This is a genomic window from Rhizobium sp. P43 (assembly GCF_056730705.1).
Window position 1 is genome coordinate 300,615 of record NZ_CM161539.1, and the last position, 23,956, is coordinate 324,570.

The following is a 23,956-nucleotide window of genomic DNA, read 5'->3' on the forward strand; positions in this document are numbered from 1 at the left end:
AATTGCGAATTTGCGAAATGGCCATCGGGAAACTCTTCATCGGCCGCAAGGTCCGCGACATCCGCCAGGCGAACGGCGCCACCCAGGCGCAGTTTGCCGACATGGTCGGCATTTCCACCAGCTATCTCAACCAGATCGAAAACAATCAGCGCCCGGTCTCGGCCTCGGTGCTTTTGTCGCTGGCGGAAAAGTTCGGCATCGATATCACCGAGCTGTCCTCCGGCCAGAACGACCGGCTGATGTCGGCGCTGACGGAGGCGCTCTCCGATCCGCTGTTCGAGACCTATTCGCCGAGCCTGCAGGAGCTGAAGCTCGTTACCCAGAATGCTCCGGGTTTCGCCCATGCGCTGATTGCCGCCCACCAGGCCTACAGGCGCGGCAACGAACAGCTGGCGAGCCTCGACGACCGGCTGGGGGCTGCCCCCAGCCAGGAGGTGACGCCCTATGACGAGGTGCGCGACTTCTTCCATTTCGTCGACAATTACATCCACGATCTCGACCTCGCCGCCGAGCAGCTGGCGACGGAACTGAAGCTCGGGGAGGGCGAGAACTACGCGGCCCTGTCAGGCCATCTTGAAGCGCGGCACGGCGTGCGCGTGGTGCGCGGCGAGGCGGGCGACGAGGCGATCCGCCGCTTCGATCCGGTGGGGCGGATCCTGACCGTCAGCCGCTATGCCTCTGCCCCCACCCGCGATTTCCAGATCGCCATCCAGATCGCCCAGCTCGCGGCTGCCACGAAGATCGACCAGGTGCTGAAACAGGCGAATTTCCGCAGCGAAGAGGCGGTCGAGATCTGTCGCATGGGTCTCTACAACTACTTCGCCGGCGCGCTGATCCTGCCCTATCGCATCTTCCTCACGGCCGCGCGGGATCTGCGCCACGATATCGAGCTGCTCGCCGCCCGCTTCGAGGCCTCGCTCGAACAGGTCTGCCACCGCCTCTCGACGCTGCAGCGGCCGGGGCTCAAGGGCGTGCCGATCTTCTTTGCCCGCATCGACCGGGCCGGCAATATCACCAAGCGGCATAGCGCGGCCCGCCTGCAATTTGCCCGCTTCGGGGCGGCCTGTCCGCTGTGGAATGCCCATCAGGCCTTCGAGACGCCGGGCCGGATCATCCGCCAGACGGCGGAGACGCCCGATGGCGTGCGCTATCTCTGCATCGCGACGCAAGTCTCAAAAGGCTCCGCTGGCTTCCGCGCCGCCAATCCGCGTTATGCTTTGGCGCTCGGCTGCGAGATCTCCTATGCTGGCGCCTTCGTCTATGCCGACGACCTCGACCTCTCCAACCGCGGCGCCTTCGACCCGATCGGCATTTCCTGCCGCATCTGCGAGCGCGTCAAATGCACCAGCCGCGCGGTGCCGCCGCTGAAACGGAAGCTCGTGGTGGATCATCGGGTGCGGAACCCGATGCCGTATGAGATTGAGTGAGGGTGTTTGTCTTGTTGGGGCGTTTTGTGCCATTTGGATTGGCACTTCGTCGGCTCAATTTGGATCTATCCGGGCAGGCAGCTACCGGATGTATAGAACAGCAGCGGCTCAATAGCACATCTGCCAAGCTGCAATCGACCCAATAGCCGCCCTCCAAGGTGGCCGTACCCCCCCCCCGGAAGGAAGCAGTTACTCAGCCGATATGGGTAAGATTGCTGATTCCTTGCCGCAGTGCATCCACTGTTATCTCATCATCGACGAGTTTTGCCTCTGGAAGTTCTGCACGAGAGCATTCGAAGCCAATTCTCGATGTCACGTCGTCTTGACGTTTGCCAGGAGCAGTCGGGTCGAATTTGGTTGGAATCAGGCCTGAGAGGCGAAGTCCGCATCGACAGCCCTCAAGTAACATCCAGGCCAGCGAAAAATTGTTGAGCGCCATGTTTTCATCGCCCCCGACATCGAAATGGTAGCCCGGAAACCAACGTTGCTCGAAGCGTTCCTGTTCATCCCGGACGAAAATGAGTGGTTTAAACAAGGCGCGGTGCTCGTCTCGCGAAACGGCGTGCGCGACATTTCGAATTTTGCGCTCGATTCTGGGATCATTCAACTCCACAGGTCCGTTTCCCAACATATAGTATTGGTTGCCGGGCACGCAGTCGAACATTCCGAGGAACTGAATATCTACTCCGGCAGTGGAGCCCGACGCCTTGCCTCGCAAGATGGCCCGATATTCTTCATAGGTTGACTCAGGGTGCCATCTCAGGCCACATCGGGCGATCAATCCAGCAAGATGGCGTGCCGCATAAGCTCCTCTGCTGAAGCCGATTACATAGATCCGGTCACCCTCCATGTAATTGGCCTTGACGAATGTGTAAGCCGCGCGGACAGTCCTAAAAACACCTCGCCCGGTGGCACCGTCGAGTTTTTCCTCCAGCCGACGGCTGCCTACTCCGACGCCAGAGTAGTAGTTGGAGATACACTGCTGCTTGTCCAGCAACCCGAGAATCCGGTGAACATTCGTGTCTTGGAGATCGTTTCCGTTCCACGTGCCATCTAGGCATACGACGATATTCATGGCTGCCGCCCAAGGCGGCTACCGTCGTTCGATTTTGAATGGCCATCTACCTTTGCAACCAGCTCGATATACTCCTGACTGAATAACTGCGTGAATGTGTCCGTATGGTCGCCGTTTCGAGCAAGTTTAAGTTGATAGTCGTCTGGCAGATACGCAGGATCATTTGGTCCGGCGCCATGGTTCAGAGGCCAAATTTGATTATTTGCGATGAGAAGCGCGACAATATCTGGTTTCGAGCTATGAGGCTCGTAGCAAATTCTGATCCAATCGCCGCTCTTCAAAAGCTTTGGATTAGGCCGCTCGTCTAACACGTGGAATTTTACGCCAAGATGCTCGAAGTAGCTATTGTTATCCATGTCGAAATTCCGATCTGGGGCTTTTCATTATGGACTGCACCAGTAAGTGTAGCAGTCGTCCAAGAATTTCCAAGCCCTTATCTCCATAAGCGAGTTATGGGCGAGCGCCCCAAGGCGTAATTTTGGCAACACCACTGGGCCTATTCTCCATGCAACAGAAATATTTAGCTACGTGGCTGATTGATATCAGTCTGTCCCCACTCTCCAGTTCTAGACGTGAATGGGCGTCCAGGCTCAATGTCTGATCTAAAGCGTGTCGCATTTATTCAGCCTCATATCCTGCGGCTTTGAAGAAGTTTCGGCATTCAGTGACAGAGAAGAGGGCGATGATGTCGCCGAGGGCTTGGGCAATCGTGTCGAAGCTCCTGGCTGCTCGCTTTCGCAAGAGCGCCTTGAGCTTTGAGAACGCCATTTCGATGGGGTTCAGGTCCGGCGAATAGGGCGGCAGGAAGAGAAGCCAGGCCCCCTTCGCCTTGACCAGTTGTTCGGCTTTCTCGCTTTTGTGGAAGCCGACATTGTCGAGGATGACAACATCGCCGGGCGACAGTGTCGGCGCAAGCTGTGTCTCGATCCATGTTTCAAAGATGCGGCTGTTCATGGGTGCATCGACAATCCATGGCGCGGTCAGGCCATGGCAGCGCAGTCCGGCGATGAATGTCTGCGTCTTCCAGTGGCCGAAGGGAGCGTAAGCCGCAAAGCGACTGCCTTTGGCAGACCATCCGGTGCGCTTCGTCAGACGGGTATTCGTGGACGTCTCATCGATAAAGATGAGCCGTGACAACGCCTTGTTGAAGAACCGCTTTCGCCGGCTAATCCAAAGATCACGCGCCTTGGCGATCTCCGGTCTGAGCTGCTCGCTTGCCTTGAGGCTTTTTTTTATTGCTGAGCCCAAGCCGATGTAGAAACCGCCCGACGGTTGCGCGGTGGACTTCGATGCCGCGCTCGGCCAGTTCGAGACACAGTTCGTCCAGCGTCACTTCGCCATTGAGGGCTACGCGCTCGCTGATCCATTCCCCATGCGGCGAAAGTTTACTGCCAGGCGGGTGGCCCTGTCTGGCAGGCCGAAGAGAACCAGAGGAACGATGCAGGATCATCATGTTGTTGACGAACCGGGGCGAAACCCGGAAATGCCGGGCGGCTTCCCGATTGCTGTTGCCTTCATTCACAAACGCAACGACACGCTCACGCAACTCCATCGGATGCGGCTTGCCCATGGCGCTTCTCCTTCCACGGGCACAGTCAATCACAGATCAAGAAAAACCGGAATCCTGAATCCCGTTTGCCGCGACACGCTTTAGGCATCTCCGATCCTACCCAAACAACCGCTCATCCCTCGCCGCAAAGAACGCCTCGAAACTCTCCGGCGCCACATCCTCCAGCGTCGCCGGCGCCCAGCTCGGATTTCCTATCCTTGTCGATGATCGCCGCGCGGATGCCTTATCTATTTGTTTTTTCGCAGTCCGGACGCAAAACCGCTGACGCACTTTTTTGGACCCGCTCTGGTTCCAGCTGAATTCAGGGTGGGATTTATGCATCAGGGATGCGATCTGGGCTATATGTCTACAGGGACGATATATTCAGAGAGATGGGCCTCGAAATCGGCGGTCGTTATGGTGCGCTCGATCAGTTCGATGAATGAGGTGGCCATCAGCTCGGTGTCTGCCTCCGGATGGATCGTGAGTCCGTTCGCGCCCAGGAATGCAAAGCCGGCGTCAAAGCCAGTCCGCTTGTTTCCTTGCTCGAATGCGTGGGCTGAGGCGATGCCATGCATGTAGCATACCGCCAAGCTGACGGCGTCTGGCTCTTCATAGTCCCAGAGGTTTCGAGGGCGCATCATGGCGCCGGCCAGCTTTTCTGGAAAAAGCAGCGCATGATTTTCACCAAGCGCTGCTGTATGGATGAGGTTGATCTTTACAACGACTTCAATCGGCAGCCACAGCGGCTCACTTTGCAAGGATTGCATGAACCTTGGGGAAGCGCTCAATAGCCTGAGAAATCAGGGCGTCGTAGTTCACAGGAGCCTGCGACGGGCGCACGTCGAAGGTTTTCCGTGGGGGAGTCGTAGGGGTTTCTTTCAAAACACTCACAGCTTACCTCCTTTCGGTCCAGCCTGCGATCGAATTTGATTAGTCTAAATCCATAGCGCGAATTGACGGGTTCGTCAAATAAACGTCGCCACTTGTGACATGTTCTAGCATAGCGGTAAACGGACCGTGTCTCCCGGTATCTATGTCAGCTCCCAGGCATTCAGATTCATAAGGCGCTACAGCGAACCTTTGTGCGCCATGTTTGGCGCACGGCGCTGTAGACCTCTCCGACCCTACCCAAACAACCGCTCATCCCGCTCCACAAAAAACGCCTCGACACTCTCCGGCGCCACATCCTCCAGCGTCGTCGGTGACCATGTCGGGTTCCGGTCCTTGTCGATGATCGCCGCGCGGATGCCTTCGTAGAAATCGGGGACTTTCACCACCTGGAGGGTGCCGGCGAATTCGCGTTCGAGGCAGGTTTCGAGGTCCCGGGAGCGGCGGGCCTCGCGCAGCATCCTGAGCGTCACTTTCAGGCTGGTCGGCGATTTCGCGCGCATGGCGGTTAGCGTTCTTGCGGCCAGGTCGCCCTGTTCCTGTTCCAGTGCTGCGATGATCTCCTCCACCGTGTCGAAGGCGAAGCAGCGGTCGATCATGGCGCGGCCTTCGGAAAAGATGCCGGTCGGGCCGTCCACCGTATAGTCGCGGATGATCGAGGCGATGGTTGCCCCGAGGGCGGGGGCGGGCAGGGCGGCGATCCGCTGCAGAAGTTCGGCCACCCGGTCCTGCGGAACATACCAGTCGGCAAAGCCTGCGGTGATGGCGTCGGCGCCGTTCACCGCCTCGCCTGTTAGCCCCATCCAGGTGCCGAGTTCGCCGGCTGCGCGGGAGAGGAGCCAGGTCGCGCCGATATCGGGGAAGAAGCCGATGCCGGTTTCGGGCATGGCGAGCTTCGTCGTTTCGGTGACGATGCGGTGGCTGCCATGGCTGGAGACACCGACGCCGCCGCCCATGGTGATGCCATCCATCACGACGATGTAAGGTTTCTTGAAGCCGGCGATGCGGGCATTCAGGCGGTATTCGGCCTTGAGGAAGTGGGAGGCCTTGCCATCGCCGGCCTTGCCGCTTTCATAGAACATCCTGATATCGCCGCCGGCGCAAAGCCCACGTTCGCCTTCGCCAGTGACGAGGACGGCGGCGACTTGCGGGTCGGCCTCGAAGGCATCGAGCGCCTTGCCTAAGGCGAGGACCATGTCGTGGGAGAGGCTGTTGAGCACACGCGGACGGTTAAGGGCGATCAGGCCAAGCGCGCCCTTTTTCGCCGTCAGGATTTCCTCGCCCTGATAGTCCGCCTCCAGATACCGCATGCCGTCCTCCCCTTTTGTCTTTTGAGAGAGTTAGACATGCGTCGCGGGGAAAGGGCAAGGGCTGGGTTGGCGTATATGGATACCCCCCTCTGTCACTGCGTGACATCTCCCCCACAAGGGGGGAGAACGGAGCGCCGCGTTTGCCGATCCCTTTCCGGCGCCAACGGAATGTGAGCGGGCCGGCGGTTCAGCCAGTCTCCCCCCGTGTGGGGGAGATGTCAGCGAAGCTGACAGAGGGGGGTACCCCAACGCGATAGCCCTGGGCTGCCTAAGCAGGATCAGCCAACAAGATTGCGAGGCTTGCCGGCGAAAAACAGCTCGATATTCTCGATCAGCTGGTCGGCCAGGGCCTGGACTGCCTCGCGGCTGGCCCAGGCGACATGCGGGGTGAGGATGACGTTTTCGCGGGACGCGATCCGCATCATCGGGCTGTTGGCGGCGGGTGGTTCGCCATCGGTGACATCAAAGCCGGCGCCGGAGATCTGGCCGGCATCGAGCGCCTTTTCAAGGGCGAGTTCATCGACGAGACCGCCGCGACCGGTGTTGATCAGCAGCGGCTTGCGTTCCATCAGGGCGAATTCCCTGATGCCGATCACGCCGCGCGTTTCCGGCGTCAGCGGGCAGTGCAGGGTGATCACGTCGGAACGTTTCAACACCTCGTCAAAGGCGGTCTGGCCGGGTTTGAGCTCGGTTGCGCCGCGACGACTGGCGGCGAGCACCGTCATGCCGAAGGCTTCGGCGATCTTGCCCACCGACTGGCCCAGCGTGCCATGGCCGATGATCCCCAGCGTCGAGCCGCCGAGATCGGCGATGGGATAATCGAAATAGCAGAATTGCGCCGCCTGCTGCCAGCGACCCTCGATGACCGACTGGCGATAGGGCAGGATCGAGCGGCGCAGCGCCAGCATCAGCGCGAAGGTATGTTCGGGCACCGTGTGTTTGGCGTAGTTCCTGATATTGCAAACGGCGATGCCACGCGCCTTGGCCTCCGCGAGATCGACGATATCGGTGCCGGTGGCGGAGACGGCGATCAGCTTGAGCTTGGCGGCGCCGGCGAGTGCTTCGGCGCGGACAGGGGCCTTGTTGGTGATCACGACATCGGCGTCGCGGATGCGCTCAGCCACTTCGTTCGGGGCGCTGCGGGCATGGACCACCATCTCATGCGGCACGGAGGGCGCGCGGACCACGGTTTCCGGCGACAGCGTGTCCCGGTCGAGAAAGACGATGCGGATCATGGCGGACCTCCCTGCGTTGTATTTGACCTAGCCGAGCGGCTTTCGGTCAGCAAGGCAGGTCAATGGTAATCCGGTACGCCGGGCATGGTGATGAAGCCCGGAAGCGCGCGGAAACGGCGCAGCCAGCGCCGAAGGGCCGGGTATTCGTCGTGATCGATGCCGCAGTCGCGCGAAAGCGCAAAGCTCGGCAGGAGGGCGAGATCGGCCAGCGTCGGGGTGTTGCCAACGAACCACTCCGAGCCTTCGATCTGCCTGAGCGTCATATGGTCGTTCATGATGCGGAAGGCTTTGCGGGCGGCCTTGAGGTCGGCCTCACTTGCCCCCTCGGAGGTGAAGAGCGCCGCCTCGCGCGCGTCGACGGCGGGTTTCAGCTCGCGGGTGGCGAAGCCCAGCCATTGCTGGACGCTGCCGAAGTCTGCGGCATCGGCAGGCAGCCAGGGACTGTCAGGCGCGTGGGCGCGGACGAGATAAGCGAGGATGGCGGCGGTGCCGAACAGCTTTACGTCGCCGTCTTCGAGGATCGGCAGCGTGCCGGTCGGGTTGAGCGCCAGCATGTGCGGCTTTTCCTGCTCGCGGCCCGGCGCCTTGTCGACGGCAACCGTTTCGAAGGGGAGGCCGAGCATGGAAAGGAGGAGACGAACGCGAAAACCGTTTTCGTCGAGATGGTAATCGTAGAGTTTGATCATCACGCGGCCTCCATCGAGCGGGCTTCGATGCGGTTGCGGAGGTCTGTGGCCCAGAGCGCGAGGGAGCGGCGGTTGGCTGCGGCGGTGTGTCCGGTCACCGTGATGTGCAAGGCGGTCCGGCCGGCGTCGCGGGGTTGGGCTGCGATCAGGACGGTCACGTCGTTACCTTGGAAGGTAACCAAGCCAGTCCCACTCTCGACCGGACGATAGCCCTCGGGTGGGGCTGCCGTCACCGCGAGCAGAGCCGCTTCCGCCGTCATGTCGAGGAACAGGCTGCGAACTGGTTCGGCCGTCTCATGAAGCGTCGAGAGGTCCTCCGCATCCGACCCCTCCGGTGCCATCCAGATTATCCCGGCGCGTTCGATCGCGGCGAAGGTCGGGACCTTGATCGTCTGGGGCACCTCGAGATCCGGGTGTGCCGGGATGTAGCGACACTGGCCGCCGGTGTCGTAGCGCCAGCCGTGATAGAGGCAGGCGATGTGGTCGCCGCGCACGAAGCCGAAGCTCATGCGCATGCCGCGATGCGGACAGCGGTCCTCCCAGACATGGACCGCGCCCTTGTTGTCGCGCCAGACGACGCGCTCCTCGCCGTTAACGAGCGTGCCGGCGGAGGTGCCGGCTTCGATGTCGGCGGAAATGGCAACGGGGATCCAAGAGGAATTGGGGTTCATGATGCGGCCTTTTCGGGCAGGTCTTCGTCTGTTTGAAATCTCGATACGTCGAGCACGATGCTGTCATAGGGGCCGAGACTAACAGCCATTTCAAAGGCGTCGATCAGGGCTTCCGGGCCCGACAGCGTCAGGCGACAGCGGTCCCTGTCACAGGAGGCAATGTTCAGGCCGAGCGACAGGCGGGCGGCCCGATGTTCGGCAAACGCGACAAAACCCTGCGGCTCCAGCCTTCCGGAAAAGGTGAAGCCGACGGTCATCTGGTCGGCCTTCGCCGTCATCGGATGGGGATCACTGTTGCCTTGCAATTGTGCGCGCTCTAATTTTTGGGCAATCTAGCGGCGGGCGCGATCGGGTTTCAAGCGGTTTCTCCCGTGCTCCAGAGGAAAGACGGACTATGCAGAACGGTATCGACAAGGCTTCGCTTAACCAGTGGTATGTGCTCGATACCGAGGCTGTCATCCCGGTTGGAAGATCGCAAAACCGGTTGCTTGGGACGGATCTCACCGTCGTTAAACAGGCCGATGGGTCGATCGAGGTCTTTGCCGAGGGGCGGGCCGAGCCGCTGCCGCTGCGCCATCGCTTCGGCTTTCTTTGGGCGACGCTGGGTCAGCCCGAGCGCGAGATTTTTCCGCTGCCGGAGGCCGACGAGCCCGATCGGCGCTACGTACCCTGCGGTGTCGTCACCGTGAAGGCGTCAGGGCTTCGCATCGTCGAGAATTTTCTCGACATGGCGCATTTCCCCTTCGTGCATACCGATGTTCTGGGTGCGGAGCCGCATACCGAAGTGCAGAGCTACGATGTCGAGATACGGCGCGAAGAGGACGAGGTCTGGGCGACAAACTGCACCTTCTTCCAGCCGCAAGCGGCTCTGTCGGCGCAGGATGGCATCACCACGCAATACACGTACCGCGTGATGACGCCGTTCACGACGATCCTCTACAAGACCTGTCCGAATGCGGCCAATCGCTGGGATGTCATCGGGCTCTTCGTCCAGCCGCTCGATCCCGGTCGCTGCCGGGCGCATCCGATCATGTATCTGATCGACGATGTCTCGACGACGACGGAGCTCATCCATTTCCAGCAGATGATCTTCCTGCAAGATCGCATCATTCTGGAAAACCAGCGGCCGGTGCTTCTGCCGCTTGAGCCGCGCAAGGAAATCCCGACGCGGGCGGATGCCTCGTCCATCGCCTATCGGCGCTGGCTGAAGGAAAAGGGTGTGACCTACGGCGCGACGACGGTGGCGGCGTAAGGGCAACAAAAAACCCGGAGCCGTGAGGGTCCGGGTTTCGTGCGCCATAAGACCGTCAGGTCTTAGTTGCGGCTCATCCAGTCGTCGATCTCGCGATCGGCTTCTTCCTGGGTCTTGCCATAGGCAGCCTGGATCTTGCCGGAGAGTTCCTTGCGCTTGCCGGCGATGACGTCGAGATCGTCACCGGTCAGCTTGCCCCACTGGGTCTGGGCCTTGCCCTTGAACTGCTCCCAATTGCCTTCGATCTGGTTCCAATTCATCGGTTTTTCTCCCGTGTTGGTGAATGGTCGAGGCTTGATGTCCTCGGGGCAAACAACGCCTTGGGTAGCGGACTGGTTCCAACTCATTCTTGCGCAACGCTCGCTTCGACCTCCCGTCTGCTGCGTGGAAGAAACATGCCCCATTACGGAACCCTCCTTCGCCTGTGACGTTGTGAAAGCGAGTGCGACATCCGTTCCACAGACGAAGGAGACCAATCATGGCGCAAGTACCGAATGCCTCGAAGAACAAGGCCGAGACCGTTGCAAACGACACCACGAGCGGTCTGGGGGCCGGCAGCACTGTGGGCAGTGCCAGCTCTGTCGGCAACGCGACCACCGGTGACGTGCAGGCGGATCTTGAAGCGCTGCGGCGCGACCTCGCTTCGCTGACGCAAACCGTCGCCTCCTTCGGCAGCGGCAAAATCCGCCAGGCGGGCGAGACGTCGCAGCAGTATATGGACACGGCCCGCGAGCGCTTCATGGATGCCGAAGAAGACATCGAGGCCTATGTGCGGGCCAAGCCGCTTCAGTCGCTCGCCATGGCGGCGGGGGTCGGTTACGTGCTCGCGCTGCTCAGCCGGCGTTGATCATGCTGCCACTTTTCAGACAATTGGGCATCGTTGCCTTCGGTCGGGTCCGACCGACGGCCCGCAGGGTCGGGCGTTCGGTCGTCGCCGGCGCCATTGCGGGGGTGCTGGGCCTGACGGCCTATGTCGCCCTCTTGTTGGCGCTCGGGTTCTATCTGACCAGCGTGATTGGACCCATTCTCGCTGCTCTCGCCATCGCGGTCGGCACCGCCCTCGTCGCGGTGGTGGTGATCGCCGTGGTTCAATCGATGAACCGGGCTACGGAGCGGCGCGCGAAGGCCCGCCAACGGGCCGCAAGGTCGAGGTTGCCGGACCCAATGACGCTGCAGCTTCTTGCCGGCGTTCCAGCGCTGATGAAGGGCCGGTCTTTGCTCACGGCAGCCGCAATCGCCGCCGTGGTTTACGGTCTGGCCAAATCGCAAGGTGTGGGGAATGATCGAGACGACATCTGATGACAGCTGCACGGCCGGGTCTTGAAGATCCGGCCTTTTACCGAGTCAGGCACTATTTCTTCGATTTACTTTCGTCTTCCGCGTTTTGCAGTTGTTCAAGCAGATCGAGCAAGTGTGGTGGAGTGCCTTCCTGGATGATGCTATCATAATAGCGACGCAGCTTTGAAGCGATGAGCGCATTCGTGTTTTGCCGCTGTGCCTCCGAGGCCTTTTTCGACTTTGATTTTTCCGGAGGGCCTTCAGCCATATGCATCCAAATCCGTGAGTTTGCCAAGCAGGACGACAATTAACCTGATAAGCCCTTTGAGGCAAAAAAGTTCCCCAAGCGCTGGAACATTTTTTCTTGAGCCGCGTTTTCTGCCGAGTCCGCACTAAGTTCCATTCCGATTGGAGAACTGCATGTCCCTTACTGCCCGCGTCGCCGTCCATCTTCCTTACCTGCGGCGCTACGCACGCGCTGTCACCGGTTCACAGACCTCCGGAGATGCCTATGTCGCAGCGGTCCTGGAGGCGCTGATCGCCGATATCTCGATCTTCCCCGATACCGGAGATGACCGCGTCGCCCTCTACAAGCTGTTCGTGACGATTTACGATTCCACCAAGGTGGAGCTCCCACAGATCACCTCGCCGTTTGCCTGGGAGAAGCGTGCAGCGGCCAATCTGGCGGCCGTGCCGACACGTGCGCGTCATGCCTTCCTGCTCATCACGGTCGAAGGCTTCAGCACCAGCGAGGCGGCCAATGTCCTCGGTGTGGGCGAAGCGGAATTCAACTCGCTGTTCAACGAGGCGTCTATGGAGATCTCGCGTCAGGTGGCGACCGACATCATGATCATCGAAGACGAGCCACTTATTGCACTGGATATCGAGCAGATGGTTGAGGACCTCGGCCATCGTGTGACCGGCATCGCCCGGACCCATGCCGAGGCGGTTGATCTCTACAAACGTACGAACCCGAAGATGGTTTTGGCCGACATCCAGCTTGCCGATGGCAGCTCGGGCATTGATGCCGTCAACGATATCCTCAAGGTTGATACAATTCCGGTGATCTTCATCACGGCTTTCCCGGAGCGCCTGCTCACCGGTGAGCGTCCGGAACCCGCATTCCTGGTCACCAAGCCGTTCAATCCCGACATGGTCAAGGCGCTGATCAGTCAAGCGCTCTTCTTCAACGAGCGCGTGTCCGAGCAGGCTTGATATAGTCCATTGAGGGCATAGGTTGATGCGAGGGGTGGACCGGGCGGAGCCGGTCCTTGATGCCGAGAACGGCGGAGCAGGCAATTGGTACATCGGTTGACATGGTTTGAACCTCAACGCGGCGACGAACAGCTGCGGGAGTTTTTCATAACCGCGCTCATCGACATGGGCGCCAGCCTGATCCTACAGGATATCGATGGCACCTATGTCTGCATCACCTCGCTGCCGGCCCGGTGGAGCCTACCGGTGGGTGCTGTCCCCAGTGACGACACAATCTTCGGGCCGGAAATCGGACAGAAGCTGACCGAGCTAAAATCCGGCCTCGTCAAGGCCGGTGACCGTGCCGAATTGGAGATCGAGGCCGGCGATGACACGTTTTTTGAATTCCGCTGCCGGATGGTCGAGATGGCCGATCACGATCTGCATCTGATCACCGTCGTCATCGACCGCACCGAGGACCGGCGACGCGAGCGGCTGCTTAGGGCGCTGCTGCGCGAGGTCAGCCACCGCTCCAAGAACCTGCTGGCGATTATCCAGAGTATTGCCTCCCAGACCGCGCGTTATTCCGGTACGCTCGACATGTTCCTCGGGAAATTCCGGGGCAGGCTGCATGCGCTGTCGCAGTCCCAGGATCTGATAACGGATTCGAGCTGGCGGGGTGCCTATTTCCGGGATCTCTTGAAGCAGCAGGTCGATCGCTACGTGCAGGAGAATGTCGATCTGGTTCGGGTAACCGGAGATGATGTGCTTCTGACGCCGAACGCGTCTCTGCATATCGGTCTTGCGCTTCACGAACTGGTGGTCAACGCCGTGAGCCACGGCGATTTCCTGCAGCGTCGCCTGCCGATCGACGTCTCTTGCCGGAAGCTTGAAACGCCAGCCGGTCCGGTGGTCGAGATCATCTGGGCCGAGCCCTTCACGGCGCGCGAGAACGAGGAAACGAAGGCTGCACGTTTCGGCTCGACCGTGCTTGAGCGGGTGGTTCCCTCTTCGGTCAACGGGGAAGCACGCCACGAGTTGAGCAATGGGCAGGTCAGATACCAGTTGCGCTTCCCGCTCGAGATCTTTGACTGACCGTTTGCGCTGCCCGGCGCTTCCCAACGAGAGATGCGATCATGCGCCTGTTCAGTTGCAGCAACTGTTCGAATGTCGTGCATTTCGAGAATGACGGCTGCGTGACCTGTGGGGCGCGTCTCGCTTTCCGGTCGGGAACGCTCGACATGGTCGCATTGGATGCTTCCACAACACATGTTCTTGACCATGGTGTCACGTTGGCGGCGAACGTTCGCCCTTGCGCCAATGCTGCTCTGGGCGGGTGCAACTGGCTGGTCGAAGATGAGGACGACAGTGGATTCTGCCTCGCCTGCCGCCATAATGTGACGATCCCTGATCTCTCCGTGCCGGAAAACCTGCAGAACTGGCAGAGGATCGAACTCGCCAAGCGGGGTCTTTTCTATTCGCTTCTACGCTTCAGATTGCCGCTTGTGACGCGGACGGCAGATCAGGAGGGCGGGCTGGGCTTCGCGTTTCTTGCGGATGATCCGATGGATGGCAGCGAGGGGCCGGTGTTGACTGGTCATGCCGAAGGCCTGATTACCCTCAACATTGCCGAGGGGTCGGATGCCGAACGGGAAGCGCGTCGCGTCGCGCTGGGTGAACCTTTCCGCACCCTGCTTGGACATTTTCGCCACGAGGTCGCGCATTACTACTGGAACGTCCTTGTGCGGGATCGCGACGCCTTCGACCGCTGTCGCGCGGTCTTCGGAGACGAGCGGGCTGACTACTCCGACGCCCTGAAGCGCCATTATGCGGAGGGACCGCCGCAAGGCTGGGAGACCAAGTATATTTCAGCCTATGCCGCGAGCCACCCCTGGGAGGATTTCGCGGAAACCTTCGCGCACTACTTCCACATCGTTGATGCCCTGGATACGGCGGATGCCTTCGGGTTGCGCACCAATCCCGATGTCGACGCTGATCTGCCGGCGATCGAACTGAAGCGCACCTTTGATAGCTACAGCATGGGCAGTGCCGAGGCGCTCATTCGGGCCTGGGTGCCGCTGACCTTGGCGATCAACAGCATCAACCGCAGCATGGGACAGCCGGATCTCTATCCCTTCGTGTTGTCAGAGCCGGTGATTGCCAAGCTTCACTATATTCACGACCTGATCCGTTCCTGAGCGGAGCTGGGGGACTTCAAGCTCATCACGCCCTTGTTCCCGGAACCGTCCGGCAGTCTTCGCGTTAACCTTCAGGTAACACGGAGAACGATCATGAACAGTATGGCTGCACTGCTTGTTATTGTGGCCTGCCATCCACAAGACACGACCTGTCTGCAGGATCCGGTGGCTGTGATATCCTATGATACGGACGAGGCTTGCTACAGCGCACTTCCAACAGAACTTAAACGCGCCAGAGCCATTGCCGAGATCATCTATGGTGACTGTTTTCCCGTGAGTCCTGAACTCGTGGCCGGTCGTGACATCCGCCAGACGATCGACCCCGCCAAGCTGGCGGCGCTGGATGTCGCCCCGATACAGGCCGGCCCTGCCACTGCCCAGGCGCTGGTGCCGCCCGTGCCGGCCGAACGTTACGGAGCAAGCCGATGACTTTAGAAGCCGCCAAGGGTCAAACTTCGCCCCAGATTGATGTCCGAAACCGTCACCTGGCGCAGCAGGCGGGACTGGACCAGGACCTGGAATCGCAGGTGCCGCCCCGGTACGGGTCGTTTACGGTAACGGTATTGGGCGTGATCCTGGCCCTTCTGGTCGCCGTGGCCATCTGGGTCCTTAGCTGATTTTCCTTCTGATTTGTCAAAGAGAAAGGCCACGCCGTACTCCGGCGTGGCCTCTATCTCGCTTCTTGTCTTCCGCAGGTCGATTTTCCCTCACGCCTGGCGGAAAAGTCGCATGGCCAGCGAAACCAGGAAGAGAATGATGAAGATTCCAAAGAGGATCTTGGCGATTCCGGCAGATGCGCCGGCAATGCCGCCAAAGCCGAGAACGCCTGCAATCAGCGCGACAACGAGAAAGACGAGGGCATAGTAGAGCATGGTGATTTCTCCCTGTTTCGATGCCGGGAGAACGCCGTCTATAGGGCTTTGTTCCAATTGGATCACGGTTTCGCCAGCGTTATAAAAGCTGGATAAAAATATCGTCTCTCCAGGAACTTTATCCCTTCTTCGGCGTTGTCAGGCGACACTGATTCAAACCCGTTGGACCCAATGACAGAACATTCGAAGAAAGCGCCGGTTACGAACGGGCTGCCTGGAATGGCCGCCTTTCATCCCGGTGTGTCGGCGCAATTGCGCGAATACTACCAGTCTGTGCAGGAGGAAGGCATTCCGGAGCGCTTTCTGCAGCTTCTGGAGCAGCTGGACATGGCCGAACGTCAGGCCGGTGAAGCCAATCGCATCAAGGACAATGCTCGATGACCGGTGGTGAGACGTCGATCGATCATTCCTTTAAGCGTGACCTTCTGGCAGCGCTGCCGAACCTGCGTGCCTTTGCTGTCTCGCTCACTGGCCGGCACCATGTCGCTGACGATCTCGTGCAGGACACGATCATGAAGGCATGGGCGAAGCAGGATCATTTCGAGCCCGGCACCAATATGAAGGCCTGGCTCTTCACCATCCTGCGCAACGAGTTCTATTCGCAGATGCGCAAGCGCGGTCGTGAAGTGTCCGATACGGACGGGATCTTCACCTCCCAGCTCTCGACCCATCCGCAACAGTATGGCTCCCTCGACCTGCAGGACTTCAAGCGGGCGCTCGACCAGTTGCCGAGTGATCAGCGCGAAGCCATCATTCTCGTGGGCGCATCCGGCTTTGCTTATGAAGAAGCTGCCGAGATCTGCGGCTGTGCAGTCGGCACCATCAAAAGCCGGATCAACCGGGCGCGCAACAAGCTTCAAGAGATCCTGGGCGTGAGCGGAGAGGGTGACTATGGCCCCGATGCCCACAGTTCAGCGGTCATCAAGAAGGCCTTTGCCGTCTGAGGTCTGACGATCATGGGCCGCTTTCACCACCGCCGCAGCCAGTTCATGTGCCTGCGGCGGCTTTGTGACTACGGGGTGATCGGTGACAATGGTCACCATCTCCGTGAAGTGTCCGTAGGACGACAGAAAAACGGGTCTCGCCCCCGCTTCCTGGATCAGTCTGGCTCTTTCGACATTCGTCGGCTCATTCAGTTCCGCATCGATAATGACAACGTCGAAAGCGGTCGCTTCGACCGCTTCGGCGAGCCGGCCCAGCGTGGAGATGGTGACATCGCACACCAGGGCCTCGAGCAGGATGCGTTCGACCTCCATGGCGATCAGATACTGGTTCTCGGCAACGAGAACGCGGAGCGGCGCTGTGGTCATAGAATTTCCTTTTGTCAGGGGCGCGTTATCGGACGTCCCCCGACGAGCGTCATTTAAAAAAGACATGTGCAGCCGCCATTGTTCCAATTGGGAACAGTGTGGCGGACAAACGAGGTCATCCCGTGGCAATCGAACCGCGTCAGTCTCCCATCCGTGTCAGCTGCTTCGAATGTCCCTTGCGGCACATGAAGCGGTTCCGTCCCTTCACCGAAGGGGAACTGGAGTTCGTCTCCACCTTCAAGCGCGGAGAACTGATCGCCGATCCCGGCACGACCGTGCTCGTCGAGGGCGCCCGCAGTGCCCATCTCTACACAGTGCTGTCTGGCTGGGGGTTCCGCTACAAGATCCTGGAGGACGGTCGGCGACAGATCCTCAATTACATCGTTCCGGGTGACATGATCGGCCTGCAGGGGGCGGTCATGGCGGAGATGCAGCATTCGGTGGAGGCGCTGACGCCGATGACCCTCTGCGTCTTTGAGAGGAGCCGTTTATTTTCCCTGTTCGAACTGCATCCAGGGCTGAGTTTCGATCTGACCTGGCTTGCGGCGCGCGAGGAAAGCATTCTCGATGAGCATCTGCTCAGCATCGGTCGCCGATCCGCGCTGGAGCGAGCCTCCTATTTGCTCGCCTTCCTTTTCGATCGCGGCGTGAGCGCCGGCATTCTGGGGGATAACCTGCGGCATATCCCGGTCACGCAGATGCATTTTGCCGATACGCTCGGGCTTTCCATCGTGCATACGAACAAGACGCTGAAGAAGCTCGCAGACCGGGGGCTTATCCGCTGGCGCGAACGCGGTTGCGATATCCTCGATCCCCTTGGCCTGCAGGACATTGCGGGCTGGACGCCGACGGAGCCGAGGGTGAGGCCCTTCGTTTAAGGCACGGCAAGAAAAGGCCCGCATCGCTTCCCAGCGTGCGGGCCTTTGCCACGATAGCAGACGTCATCAGGCAACAATGATGACGCCGGTAAAGAGCGCAATGATCATCACGATCAGCACGATGAAAATCAGGATCTTGGCGACACCCGCCGAGGCGCCTGCCACGCCCCGGAAGCCGAGCAGACTGGCGACGGCGGCGATCAGAAGGAGGATGAGGATCCATTGCAGCATGTTGGTCTCCCTTGCGTTGTTCCACAGGGGAAACAGGGGGTGAGCGCAATTGTTCCACCGGATGCTGGCGAGGGTTGCAGCAGTGCGCTGCAATAAAATCGTTTTAAGCGTAAAGCCTGTGGGGCAAAACTGTCATTTGTTCCCGATGCTGGACTAGACAGGGGGCCTCACTTCTGTTCGTGTCCGCGATTGGAGTGTCATTCGACTTTGGGCGAAGGACAGAAGGTAGGACCCGTTAAAACGGAGTTTGGGAGATGGGATTGAAGATCGGATCGCCAAGGGAGATTTATGCCGGCGAGGCCCGCGTCGCGATGACGCCGGACAGCGCCACGCAGTTGCAAAAGCTCGGCTATGAATGCGTCATCGAAAGCGGCGCCGGCAAGGCTGCCGGTCTTTCGGACGATGCCTATCGCGCCGCCGGTGTCACGGTGGTCGAAACGGCCGCCGCGCTTTATGAAACGGCCGATATCATCGCCAAGGTGCGTCCGCCCGAGACGACCGAAGTCGATCGTCTCGGTCCCGGCAAGACGCTGATCTCCTTCTTCTATCCGGCCCAGAATACCGCTCTGCTGGAGCAGGCCAAGGCCAAGGGCGCGACGGTCGTTGCCATGGACATGGTGCCGCGCATCAGCCGCGCCCAGAAGATGGACGCGCTTTCTTCGATGGCCAATATCGCCGGCTACCGCGCGGTGATCGAGGCTGGCAACAATTTCGGCCGCTTCTTCACCGGTCAGGTGACCGCCGCCGGCAAGATCCCGCCGGCCAAGGTGCTGGTCATCGGCGCCGGCGTTGCCGGTCTTGCCGCGATCGGCACGAGTGTTTCGCTTGGCGCCATCACCTATGCCTTCGACGTTCGCCCTGAGGTCGCCGAACAGATCGAGAGCATGGGGGCTGAATTCGTCTTCCTCGAATTCGAGGCGACCCAGGATGGCGCCGCGACCGGCGGATATGCCGCTCCGTCCTCGCCGGAGTTCCGCGAGAAGCAGCTTGCCAAGTTCCGCGAACTGGCGCCCGAGATCGACATCGTCATCACCACGGCGCTGATCCCCGGTCGTGATGCACCGAAGCTCTGGCTTGCCGACATGGTGGCCGTGATGAAGCCGGGCTCCGTGGTCGTTGACCTCGCGGCAGAACGCGGCGGCAACTGCGACCTGACCGTTCCGGATCAGAAGATCGTCTCCGACAATGGCGTGACCATCGTCGGCTATACGGACTTCCCAAGCCGCATGGCCGCGCAGTCCTCGACGCTCTACTCGACCAATATCCGCCACATGATGACGGACCTGACGCCGGCAAAAGACGGCGTCGTCGTGCACAATATGGAAGACGATGTCATCCGTGGCGCGACCGTCACCAAGGACGGTGAGATCACCTTCCCGCCGCCGCCGCCGAAGATCCAGGCGATTGCGGCTGCAAAGCCCAAGGAGAAGGTGAAGGAGCTGACGCCCGAGGAAAAGCGGGCGCAGGAAATCGCCGCCTTCAAGACGCAGACCCGCAACCAGGTGGCCTTGCTTGCCGGGGGCGGTGCGCTAATCCTGCTTGCCGGCCTTTACGCACCCGCCAGCTTCATGAGCCATTTCATCGTCTTCGTGCTCGCCTGCTTCGTCGGCTTCCAGGTCATCTGGAATGTCAGCCATTCGCTGCACACGCCGCTGATGGCGATCACCAACGCCATCTCCTCGATCATCATTCTGGGTGCCCTGATGCAGATCGGATCAGGCAACTTCCTGGTGATCATCCTCGCTGCGCTGTCGGTCCTAATGGCCGGCATCAACATCTTCGGTGGCTTCATGGTCACCCGGCGCATGCTCGCCATGTTCCAGAAGTCTTGAGTTAGGGGAGGGGACACACACATGGAATACGGATTTACCACAGCGGCCTATGTCGTCGCAGCCGTTCTCTTCATCCTGTCGCTCGGCGGCCTCTCCGGCCAGGAAAGCGCCAAGCGCGCCGTCTGGTACGGCATTGTCGGCATGGGGCTTGCCGTCGTCGCAACGCTTTACGGCCCCGGTGCGGGCAACTGGTTCGTCTCGGTCGTGATGATCGCCATCGGCGGTGCCATCGGCTGGGTCGTTGCCCAGCGCGTTCAGATGACCGAAATGCCGCAGCTCGTCGCCGCCATGCATTCGCTGGTCGGTCTCGCCGCCGTCTTCATCGGCTTCAATGCCGAGATCGAGATGTGGCGGATTTCAAGTACTCTCGTGGCTGCCGGCCTCACCTCCTGTGATGCGGCGCTCAGTGCCGTTGCCTGCGCCACCCAGGCCGGGCAGACGACGCTGTTTGGCGATTTCGCCGGCTTTGCTCTCAAGATTGCCGAAAAGACTGGCGCTGAAATCGCTGTCCTGAAGATCGAAGTCTTCCTCGGCGTGTTCATCGGTGCGGTCACCTTCACGGGTTCGGTCGTCGCCTATGGCAAGCTCGCGGGCAAGGTCGATGGCAAGGCGAAGAAACTGCCCGGCGGTCATATGCTGAATGCCGGTGCCGCTCTCGGTTCGCTGATCCTGCTGGTGCTCTACTTCAACGGCGCGGGCAGCTGGACGCTGATCCTGATGACGCTGCTTGCACTCTTCATCGGCTATCACCTGATCATGGGCATCGGCGGCGCCGACATGCCGGTCGTCGTGTCGATGCTCAACAGCTATTCCGGCTGGGCGGCAGCGGCCATCGGCTTCTCGCTGTCGAACGATCTCCTGATCGTCGTCGGCGCGCTGGTCGGCTCGTCGGGTGCGATCCTCTCCTACATCATGTGCAAGGCGATGAACCGCAGCTTCGTCTCGGTCATCCTCGGCGGCTTCGGCGGCACGACCGGCCCGCAGATGGAAGTGACCGGCGAACAGATCGCCATCGACGGCGACGGCGTTGCCAATGCACTCAACGATGCCGACAGCGTCATCATCGTTCCCGGCTACGGCATGGCGGTTGCGCAGGCGCAGCAGTCTGTGTCGGAGCTGACCCGCAAGCTGCGTGCTGCCGGCAAGACGGTGCGCTTTGCGATCCATCCGGTCGCCGGTCGTCTGCCGGGGCACATGAACGTGCTGCTGGCCGAGGCCAAGGTTCCCTACGACATCGTGCTCGAAATGGACGAGATCAACGAGGACTTCCCGGAAACGGACGTTGTCATCGTCATCGGCTCGAACGACATCGTCAACCCGGCCGCCCAGGAGGACCCGAACTCGCCCATCGCCGGCATGCCGGTTCTGGAGGTCTGGAAGGCCAAGCAGGTCTTCGTCTCCAAGCGCGGCCAGGGCACGGGATATTCCGGCATCGAGAACCCGCTGTTCTACAAGGAGAATACGCGGATGTTCTACGGTGACGCGAAGAAGTCGATCGACAGCATCCTGCCGTTGATCAAGTAAGCTTCGGATCAGATCTGAGCTTTAAAGCCGGGTGGTGACGCCCGGCTTTTCTGCTTCTTGGGGTTGTCGACGAGAACTGGTCGTTAACCAAAAGCCGGGTAGATCATGATGAGTGTGACCGCAGGAGTTTTCGTGAGCACCAAGATTTTTCTCGTCAGCCTGTCGGCTGGTTTCATTGCAACGGCAGCCGTATCGGCCGATCTCGGCTCTGCGGATATTCCCCAGCCGCTACCGACAGAAGGGGGCGTTGCCGATATTATTCACGACTGGGGCGGCGGCTATGTCGGTGTTGTTGGCGGTGGTGCCGTCGGCGAGGTGAAAACGCAGACGGGTTCCGGTACGTTGTTCTCCGAGACGCCCTTGCGCGGTGGTCTGGCCGGAGTGACGGCCGGTTACAACATCCAGAATGGCAACATGGTCTACGGCGTCGAGGCGGATGTCTCGTGGGCGAAGGTCAAGGGCGACAAGGCCTGCGCTGGCTTCCCTTCCCAGACCTGCTACTATGAGCTGGGTTGGCAGGGTACGGCGCGGGCGCGCGTCGGTGTGGCCATGGACCGTACGCTTTTGTATGTGACCGGCGGTCTTGCCGTTGCCGGTGGCAAGGGTGGCGTGGACCCGATCCTCGGGGCGATCGACGGGCAAGACCAGCAGACCTATTTCGGCTACGTCGCCGGCGTGGGTGCCGAATATGCCATGACCGACGCGCTGAGCTTCAAGGCCGAGTACCTCTACACCGATTACCGCCAGCGCACCTCGCCGCGCGGTACGGTTAGCCCGACAGATAGCTACAAGTCCGACCCTTCGAGCCACCTGTTCCGGGTTGGTGTGAATTACAGGTTTTGATTTGCACATCCGCTGAAGACAGAAAAAACCCCGCCACGTTAGCGGGGTCTTTCACTTAGATGCCGATCAAACATCCGCCTTGAACGTCTGCTTCTGCGTACCCAGCCCCTCGATGCCGAGCTCGACCACATCGCCGGCCTTTAGGAACTGCGGCGGCTTCATGCCGAGGCCGACGCCCGGGGGCGTGCCGGTTGAGATGACGTCGCCGGGATGCAGGCTCATGAACTGGCTGAGATAGGAAACGAGATGCGCGACGCCATAGACCATGGTCTTCGACGAGCCGTCCTGCATCATCTTGCCATTGACCGAAAGCCACATCTTGAGGTTCTGCGGATCAGAAATCTCGTCCTTGGTGACGAGCCAGGGGCCGATCGGGCCGAAGGTGTCGCAGGATTTTCCCTTGGTCCACTGTCCCGCGCGCTCGGTCTGGAAGGCGCGTTCGGACACGTCGTGGGAGACGCAGTAGCCGGCGACATAGTCCATGGCGTCGGCTTCCGAGACGTATTTCGCGGTCTTGCCGATGACGACGCCGAGTTCGACTTCCCAGTCGGTCTTTTCCGAGGTGCGCGGGATCAGAACGTCGTCGTTCGGGCCGCAGATGGCCGAGGTCGCCTTCATGAAGATGACCGGCTCCGGCGGTACGGCAGCACCCGTTTCGGCGGCGTGGTCGGAATAGTTCAGGCCAATGCAGATGAACTTGCCGGTGCCGGCAACGCAGGCGCCGATGCGGTCGACGGCGATCTCCGGCAGCGAGGCCGGATCCAGGGCTGCAATCTTGGCCAGACCTTCCGGCGAAATGGCGGCACCGCCGATATCGGTCACATGGGCCGAGAGGTCACGGATCTTGCCGTCCTTGTCGAGGATCGCCGGCTTTTCCTGACCCAGCGGGCCAACGCGCATCAGTTTCATGGTCGTATTCCTTCCTGACTATTAGATCGTCCAGCCGCCGTCGATGGCATAGGCCTGGCCCGAGGTATAGGTGGCGCCGGCGAGATAGACGGCAAGATCGGCGATTTCTTCCGGCGTGCCCAAGCGGCCCATGGGCTGGCGGGCGATGAAGGCGGCGCGGGCGGCATCGTAGTCCCCTTGAGCCCGCATACGGTCCTGCAGCGAGGGGCTTTCGACCGTGCCCGGGCATATGGCATTGCAGCGGATGCCTTGCGTCACATAATCGGCGGCGACGGATTTGGTCAGGCCGATGACGGCCGCCTTGGTGACCGTATAGGCGAAGCGGTTCGGCACGCCTTTGATCGAGCTTGCGACCGAGGCCATGTTGATGATCGAGCCGTCGCCGCGTTCCAGCATGGCCGGCAGGACCGCGCGGATGGTGCGGATCATCGCACGGACATTGAGGTCGAGCGCGAAGTCGAGATCCTTGTCCGGCATGTCGAGGATCGTGCCGGCATGGACGAAGCCGGCGCAATTGAAGAGCACGTCGAAGGGGCCGGTCTCGGCGACCACGGCCTTCACCGCTTCGTCGTTCAGAACGTCGAGTTTGCGCGTCGTAATCCCGGCCTCACCGTTCAGGCTCGCTAGGGCATCCGTGTTGATATCGGTCGCAACGACCGTTGCTCCGGCGCGGGCAAAGGCCAGCGCACTGGCGCGACCGATGCCCTGGCCTGCGGCCGTCACCAGCACATGCTTCTTTTCAAGGTTCATGCTCTTGGCTCCTCCAGCCGATCCCTCGTCACTCGACCCTT

32 protein-coding genes are annotated in these 23,956 nt (G+C 60.5%); 14 read left to right on the forward strand and 18 right to left on the reverse strand.

Annotation, left to right across the window (positions count from 1 at the left end):
* Positions 1 to 17: 17 nt before the first annotated feature.
* Positions 18 to 1,427: a helix-turn-helix domain-containing protein gene (locus AC1PUL_RS01400; RefSeq protein WP_480466266.1), complete on the forward strand. Its 1,410-nt coding sequence runs from the start codon at positions 18 to 20 to the stop codon at positions 1,425 to 1,427.
* Positions 1,428 to 1,620: 193 nt separating this feature from the next.
* Here the strand turns inward: AC1PUL_RS01400 and AC1PUL_RS01405 are convergent, their stop codons facing one another.
* The 10 genes from AC1PUL_RS01405 to AC1PUL_RS01450 form a co-directional block, all read right to left on the reverse strand.
* Positions 1,621 to 2,502: a phospholipase effector Tle1 domain-containing protein gene (locus AC1PUL_RS01405; protein ID WP_480466267.1), complete on the reverse strand. Its 882-nt coding sequence runs from the start codon at positions 2,500 to 2,502 to the stop codon at positions 1,621 to 1,623.
* Complete coding sequence (locus tag AC1PUL_RS01410; RefSeq protein WP_480466268.1) at positions 2,499 to 2,858, reverse strand: hypothetical protein; 360 nt, start codon at positions 2,856 to 2,858, stop codon at positions 2,499 to 2,501. The genes AC1PUL_RS01405 and AC1PUL_RS01410 overlap by 4 nt, the downstream gene beginning before the upstream one ends.
* Before the next feature lie 262 nt (positions 2,859 to 3,120).
* Positions 3,121 to 3,639 carry an IS630 family transposase gene (locus tag AC1PUL_RS01415; RefSeq protein WP_480464775.1) on the reverse strand — a complete coding sequence of 173 codons (519 nt, stop codon included), beginning with the start codon at positions 3,637 to 3,639 and terminating at the stop codon, positions 3,121 to 3,123.
* 40 nt (positions 3,640 to 3,679) lie between these two features.
* On the reverse strand, positions 3,680 to 4,072 hold the full coding sequence (locus AC1PUL_RS01420) for a helix-turn-helix domain-containing protein (protein ID WP_480464776.1): 393 nt from the start codon (positions 4,070 to 4,072) through the stop codon (positions 3,680 to 3,682).
* A gap of 338 nt (positions 4,073 to 4,410) precedes the next feature.
* Positions 4,411 to 4,821: a type II toxin-antitoxin system death-on-curing family toxin gene (locus AC1PUL_RS01425; protein WP_480466269.1), complete on the reverse strand. Its 411-nt coding sequence runs from the start codon at positions 4,819 to 4,821 to the stop codon at positions 4,411 to 4,413.
* A gap of 357 nt (positions 4,822 to 5,178) precedes the next feature.
* Positions 5,179 to 6,252, reverse strand: a complete 1,074-nt coding sequence (locus tag AC1PUL_RS01430) for an enoyl-CoA hydratase/isomerase family protein (RefSeq protein WP_480466270.1) — start codon at positions 6,250 to 6,252, stop codon at positions 5,179 to 5,181.
* Between the two features lie 278 nt (positions 6,253 to 6,530).
* The gene (locus AC1PUL_RS01435; RefSeq protein WP_480466271.1) at positions 6,531 to 7,487 is read right to left on the reverse strand and encodes a D-2-hydroxyacid dehydrogenase; all 957 of its coding nucleotides are present in this window, start codon (positions 7,485 to 7,487) and stop codon (positions 6,531 to 6,533) included.
* Positions 7,488 to 7,546: 59 nt separating this feature from the next.
* Entirely contained in the window at positions 7,547 to 8,173 is a 627-nt protein-coding gene (locus AC1PUL_RS01440; RefSeq protein ID WP_480466272.1) for a glutathione S-transferase family protein, read from the reverse strand.
* The gene (locus AC1PUL_RS01445; RefSeq protein WP_480466273.1) at positions 8,173 to 8,844 is read right to left on the reverse strand and encodes a Rieske 2Fe-2S domain-containing protein; all 672 of its coding nucleotides are present in this window, start codon (positions 8,842 to 8,844) and stop codon (positions 8,173 to 8,175) included. Before AC1PUL_RS01445 ends, AC1PUL_RS01440 begins: the two co-directional genes overlap by 1 nt.
* Positions 8,841 to 9,122, reverse strand: coding sequence for a hypothetical protein (locus AC1PUL_RS01450; RefSeq protein ID WP_480466274.1), 282 nt, complete (start codon positions 9,120 to 9,122; stop codon positions 8,841 to 8,843). The genes AC1PUL_RS01445 and AC1PUL_RS01450 overlap by 4 nt, the downstream gene beginning before the upstream one ends.
* Before the next feature lie 116 nt (positions 9,123 to 9,238).
* On the opposite strand from AC1PUL_RS01450, the gene AC1PUL_RS01455 reads away from it, so the two are divergent.
* Entirely contained in the window at positions 9,239 to 10,096 is an 858-nt protein-coding gene (locus AC1PUL_RS01455) for an aromatic ring-hydroxylating dioxygenase subunit alpha (protein ID WP_480466275.1), read from the forward strand.
* A 62-nt stretch (positions 10,097 to 10,158) separates the two neighbouring features.
* Here the strand turns inward: AC1PUL_RS01455 and AC1PUL_RS01460 are convergent, their stop codons facing one another.
* Positions 10,159 to 10,356, reverse strand: a complete 198-nt coding sequence (locus AC1PUL_RS01460) for a CsbD family protein (RefSeq protein ID WP_480466276.1) — start codon at positions 10,354 to 10,356, stop codon at positions 10,159 to 10,161.
* Positions 10,357 to 10,574: 218 nt separating this feature from the next.
* Here AC1PUL_RS01460 and AC1PUL_RS01465 point away from each other — a divergent pair, with 218 nt between their 5' ends.
* Positions 10,575 to 10,943 carry an ElaB/YgaM/YqjD family protein gene (locus AC1PUL_RS01465; RefSeq protein WP_480466277.1) on the forward strand — a complete coding sequence of 123 codons (369 nt, stop codon included), beginning with the start codon at positions 10,575 to 10,577 and terminating at the stop codon, positions 10,941 to 10,943.
* A 2-nt stretch (positions 10,944 to 10,945) separates the two neighbouring features.
* Positions 10,946 to 11,395, forward strand: a complete 450-nt coding sequence (locus AC1PUL_RS01470; RefSeq protein ID WP_480466278.1) for a hypothetical protein — start codon at positions 10,946 to 10,948, stop codon at positions 11,393 to 11,395.
* A gap of 52 nt (positions 11,396 to 11,447) precedes the next feature.
* Here AC1PUL_RS01470 and AC1PUL_RS01475 read toward each other — a convergent pair whose 3' ends face one another.
* Positions 11,448 to 11,642 carry a NepR family anti-sigma factor gene (locus AC1PUL_RS01475; RefSeq protein WP_480466279.1) on the reverse strand — a complete coding sequence of 65 codons (195 nt, stop codon included), beginning with the start codon at positions 11,640 to 11,642 and terminating at the stop codon, positions 11,448 to 11,450.
* Positions 11,643 to 11,794: 152 nt separating this feature from the next.
* Between AC1PUL_RS01475 and AC1PUL_RS01480 the strand changes: the two genes are divergently transcribed.
* The 4 genes from AC1PUL_RS01480 to AC1PUL_RS01495 all read left to right on the forward strand — a co-directional run bounded on the left by AC1PUL_RS01480 (position 11,795) and on the right by AC1PUL_RS01495 (position 15,195).
* Positions 11,795 to 12,589, forward strand: coding sequence for a response regulator (locus AC1PUL_RS01480; RefSeq protein WP_480466280.1), 795 nt, complete (start codon positions 11,795 to 11,797; stop codon positions 12,587 to 12,589).
* Between the two features lie 96 nt (positions 12,590 to 12,685).
* A complete protein-coding gene (locus AC1PUL_RS01485) occupies positions 12,686 to 13,663 on the forward strand; it encodes a sensor histidine kinase (protein ID WP_480466281.1) in 978 nt (325 codons plus the stop codon).
* Positions 13,664 to 13,704: 41 nt separating this feature from the next.
* Complete coding sequence (locus AC1PUL_RS01490) at positions 13,705 to 14,766, forward strand: zinc-binding metallopeptidase family protein (RefSeq protein ID WP_480466282.1); 1,062 nt, start codon at positions 13,705 to 13,707, stop codon at positions 14,764 to 14,766.
* A 93-nt stretch (positions 14,767 to 14,859) separates the two neighbouring features.
* Positions 14,860 to 15,195: a hypothetical protein gene (locus AC1PUL_RS01495; protein WP_480466283.1), complete on the forward strand. Its 336-nt coding sequence runs from the start codon at positions 14,860 to 14,862 to the stop codon at positions 15,193 to 15,195.
* A 2-nt stretch (positions 15,196 to 15,197) separates the two neighbouring features.
* On the opposite strand, the gene AC1PUL_RS01500 is transcribed toward AC1PUL_RS01495, so the two are convergent.
* Together AC1PUL_RS01500 and AC1PUL_RS01505 are read right to left on the reverse strand one after the other, a co-directional pair.
* Positions 15,198 to 15,416: a hypothetical protein gene (locus AC1PUL_RS01500; protein ID WP_480466284.1), complete on the reverse strand. Its 219-nt coding sequence runs from the start codon at positions 15,414 to 15,416 to the stop codon at positions 15,198 to 15,200.
* A 57-nt stretch (positions 15,417 to 15,473) separates the two neighbouring features.
* Positions 15,474 to 15,638: a DUF1328 domain-containing protein gene (locus tag AC1PUL_RS01505; RefSeq protein ID WP_006724652.1), complete on the reverse strand. Its 165-nt coding sequence runs from the start codon at positions 15,636 to 15,638 to the stop codon at positions 15,474 to 15,476.
* Between the two features lie 219 nt (positions 15,639 to 15,857).
* Here AC1PUL_RS01505 and AC1PUL_RS01510 point away from each other — a divergent pair, with 219 nt between their 5' ends.
* Positions 15,858 to 16,019 carry a NepR family anti-sigma factor gene (locus AC1PUL_RS01510; RefSeq protein ID WP_480466285.1) on the forward strand — a complete coding sequence of 54 codons (162 nt, stop codon included), beginning with the start codon at positions 15,858 to 15,860 and terminating at the stop codon, positions 16,017 to 16,019.
* Positions 16,016 to 16,582 (forward strand): RNA polymerase sigma factor, encoded by a 567-nt coding sequence (locus AC1PUL_RS01515; protein WP_480466286.1) that lies wholly within the window; start codon positions 16,016 to 16,018, stop codon positions 16,580 to 16,582. Before AC1PUL_RS01510 ends, AC1PUL_RS01515 begins: the two co-directional genes overlap by 4 nt.
* Here AC1PUL_RS01515 and AC1PUL_RS01520 read toward each other — a convergent pair.
* Positions 16,550 to 16,948, reverse strand: a complete 399-nt coding sequence (locus AC1PUL_RS01520) for a response regulator (protein WP_480466287.1) — start codon at positions 16,946 to 16,948, stop codon at positions 16,550 to 16,552. The two genes, AC1PUL_RS01515 and AC1PUL_RS01520, sit on opposite strands and share 33 nt — an antisense overlap.
* Positions 16,949 to 17,070: 122 nt before the next feature.
* Here AC1PUL_RS01520 and AC1PUL_RS01525 point away from each other — a divergent pair, with 122 nt between their 5' ends.
* Positions 17,071 to 17,826 carry a Crp/Fnr family transcriptional regulator gene (locus AC1PUL_RS01525; RefSeq protein WP_480466288.1) on the forward strand — a complete coding sequence of 252 codons (756 nt, stop codon included), beginning with the start codon at positions 17,071 to 17,073 and terminating at the stop codon, positions 17,824 to 17,826.
* 66 nt (positions 17,827 to 17,892) lie between these two features.
* Here the strand turns inward: AC1PUL_RS01525 and AC1PUL_RS01530 are convergent, their stop codons facing one another.
* Positions 17,893 to 18,057, reverse strand: coding sequence for a DUF1328 domain-containing protein (locus AC1PUL_RS01530; RefSeq protein ID WP_480466289.1), 165 nt, complete (start codon positions 18,055 to 18,057; stop codon positions 17,893 to 17,895).
* A gap of 254 nt (positions 18,058 to 18,311) precedes the next feature.
* On the opposite strand from AC1PUL_RS01530, the gene AC1PUL_RS01535 reads away from it, so the two are divergent.
* From AC1PUL_RS01535 to AC1PUL_RS01545, 3 genes are all read left to right on the forward strand, one after another.
* Positions 18,312 to 19,889, forward strand: a complete 1,578-nt coding sequence (locus AC1PUL_RS01535) for a Re/Si-specific NAD(P)(+) transhydrogenase subunit alpha (RefSeq protein ID WP_480466290.1) — start codon at positions 18,312 to 18,314, stop codon at positions 19,887 to 19,889.
* Positions 19,890 to 19,910: 21 nt separating this feature from the next.
* The gene (locus tag AC1PUL_RS01540; RefSeq protein WP_480466291.1) at positions 19,911 to 21,413 is read left to right on the forward strand and encodes an NAD(P)(+) transhydrogenase (Re/Si-specific) subunit beta; all 1,503 of its coding nucleotides are present in this window, start codon (positions 19,911 to 19,913) and stop codon (positions 21,411 to 21,413) included.
* Between the two features lie 132 nt (positions 21,414 to 21,545).
* The gene (locus AC1PUL_RS01545; protein WP_480466292.1) at positions 21,546 to 22,256 is read left to right on the forward strand and encodes an outer membrane protein; all 711 of its coding nucleotides are present in this window, start codon (positions 21,546 to 21,548) and stop codon (positions 22,254 to 22,256) included.
* A gap of 66 nt (positions 22,257 to 22,322) precedes the next feature.
* On the opposite strand, the gene AC1PUL_RS01550 is transcribed toward AC1PUL_RS01545, so the two are convergent.
* Positions 22,323 to 23,165: a fumarylacetoacetate hydrolase family protein gene (locus tag AC1PUL_RS01550; RefSeq protein WP_480466293.1), complete on the reverse strand. Its 843-nt coding sequence runs from the start codon at positions 23,163 to 23,165 to the stop codon at positions 22,323 to 22,325.
* Positions 23,166 to 23,186: 21 nt separating this feature from the next.
* Positions 23,187 to 23,915, reverse strand: a complete 729-nt coding sequence (locus AC1PUL_RS01555) for an SDR family oxidoreductase (RefSeq protein ID WP_298463690.1) — start codon at positions 23,913 to 23,915, stop codon at positions 23,187 to 23,189.
* Positions 23,916 to 23,956 lie beyond the last annotated feature (41 nt).

Coding starts and splice junctions, on each gene's coding strand:
- AC1PUL_RS01455 (WP_480466275.1), top strand. CDS start 9,239: ATGCAGAACGGTATCGACAAGGCTTCGCTTAACCAGTGGTATGTGCTC.
- AC1PUL_RS01480 (WP_480466280.1), top strand. CDS start 11,795: ATGTCCCTTACTGCCCGCGTCGCCGTCCATCTTCCTTACCTGCGGCGC.
- AC1PUL_RS01430 (WP_480466270.1), bottom strand. CDS start 6,252: ATGCGGTATCTGGAGGCGGACTATCAGGGCGAGGAAATCCTGACGGCG.
- AC1PUL_RS01400 (WP_480466266.1), top strand. CDS start 18: ATGGCCATCGGGAAACTCTTCATCGGCCGCAAGGTCCGCGACATCCGC.
- AC1PUL_RS01495 (WP_480466283.1), top strand. CDS start 14,860: ATGAACAGTATGGCTGCACTGCTTGTTATTGTGGCCTGCCATCCACAA.
- AC1PUL_RS01440 (WP_480466272.1), bottom strand. CDS start 8,173: ATGATCAAACTCTACGATTACCATCTCGACGAAAACGGTTTTCGCGTT.
- AC1PUL_RS01405 (WP_480466267.1), bottom strand. CDS start 2,502: ATGAATATCGTCGTATGCCTAGATGGCACGTGGAACGGAAACGATCTC.
- AC1PUL_RS01515 (WP_480466286.1), top strand. CDS start 16,016: ATGACCGGTGGTGAGACGTCGATCGATCATTCCTTTAAGCGTGACCTT.
- AC1PUL_RS01550 (WP_480466293.1), bottom strand. CDS start 23,165: ATGAAACTGATGCGCGTTGGCCCGCTGGGTCAGGAAAAGCCGGCGATC.
- AC1PUL_RS01530 (WP_480466289.1), bottom strand. CDS start 18,057: ATGCTGCAATGGATCCTCATCCTCCTTCTGATCGCCGCCGTCGCCAGT.
- AC1PUL_RS01475 (WP_480466279.1), bottom strand. CDS start 11,642: ATGGCTGAAGGCCCTCCGGAAAAATCAAAGTCGAAAAAGGCCTCGGAG.
- AC1PUL_RS01510 (WP_480466285.1), top strand. CDS start 15,858: ATGGCCGCCTTTCATCCCGGTGTGTCGGCGCAATTGCGCGAATACTAC.
- AC1PUL_RS01470 (WP_480466278.1), top strand. CDS start 10,946: ATGCTGCCACTTTTCAGACAATTGGGCATCGTTGCCTTCGGTCGGGTC.
- AC1PUL_RS01435 (WP_480466271.1), bottom strand. CDS start 7,487: ATGATCCGCATCGTCTTTCTCGACCGGGACACGCTGTCGCCGGAAACC.
- AC1PUL_RS01535 (WP_480466290.1), top strand. CDS start 18,312: ATGGGATTGAAGATCGGATCGCCAAGGGAGATTTATGCCGGCGAGGCC.
- AC1PUL_RS01555 (WP_298463690.1), bottom strand. CDS start 23,915: ATGAACCTTGAAAAGAAGCATGTGCTGGTGACGGCCGCAGGCCAGGGC.
- AC1PUL_RS01460 (WP_480466276.1), bottom strand. CDS start 10,356: ATGAATTGGAACCAGATCGAAGGCAATTGGGAGCAGTTCAAGGGCAAG.
- AC1PUL_RS01425 (WP_480466269.1), bottom strand. CDS start 4,821: ATGCAATCCTTGCAAAGTGAGCCGCTGTGGCTGCCGATTGAAGTCGTT.
- AC1PUL_RS01505 (WP_006724652.1), bottom strand. CDS start 15,638: ATGCTCTACTATGCCCTCGTCTTTCTCGTTGTCGCGCTGATTGCAGGC.
- AC1PUL_RS01520 (WP_480466287.1), bottom strand. CDS start 16,948: ATGACCACAGCGCCGCTCCGCGTTCTCGTTGCCGAGAACCAGTATCTG.
- AC1PUL_RS01420 (WP_480464776.1), bottom strand. CDS start 4,072: ATGGGCAAGCCGCATCCGATGGAGTTGCGTGAGCGTGTCGTTGCGTTT.
- AC1PUL_RS01410 (WP_480466268.1), bottom strand. CDS start 2,858: ATGGATAACAATAGCTACTTCGAGCATCTTGGCGTAAAATTCCACGTG.
- AC1PUL_RS01445 (WP_480466273.1), bottom strand. CDS start 8,844: ATGAACCCCAATTCCTCTTGGATCCCCGTTGCCATTTCCGCCGACATC.
- AC1PUL_RS01540 (WP_480466291.1), top strand. CDS start 19,911: ATGGAATACGGATTTACCACAGCGGCCTATGTCGTCGCAGCCGTTCTC.
- AC1PUL_RS01465 (WP_480466277.1), top strand. CDS start 10,575: ATGGCGCAAGTACCGAATGCCTCGAAGAACAAGGCCGAGACCGTTGCA.
- AC1PUL_RS01450 (WP_480466274.1), bottom strand. CDS start 9,122: ATGACGGCGAAGGCCGACCAGATGACCGTCGGCTTCACCTTTTCCGGA.
- AC1PUL_RS01490 (WP_480466282.1), top strand. CDS start 13,705: ATGCGCCTGTTCAGTTGCAGCAACTGTTCGAATGTCGTGCATTTCGAG.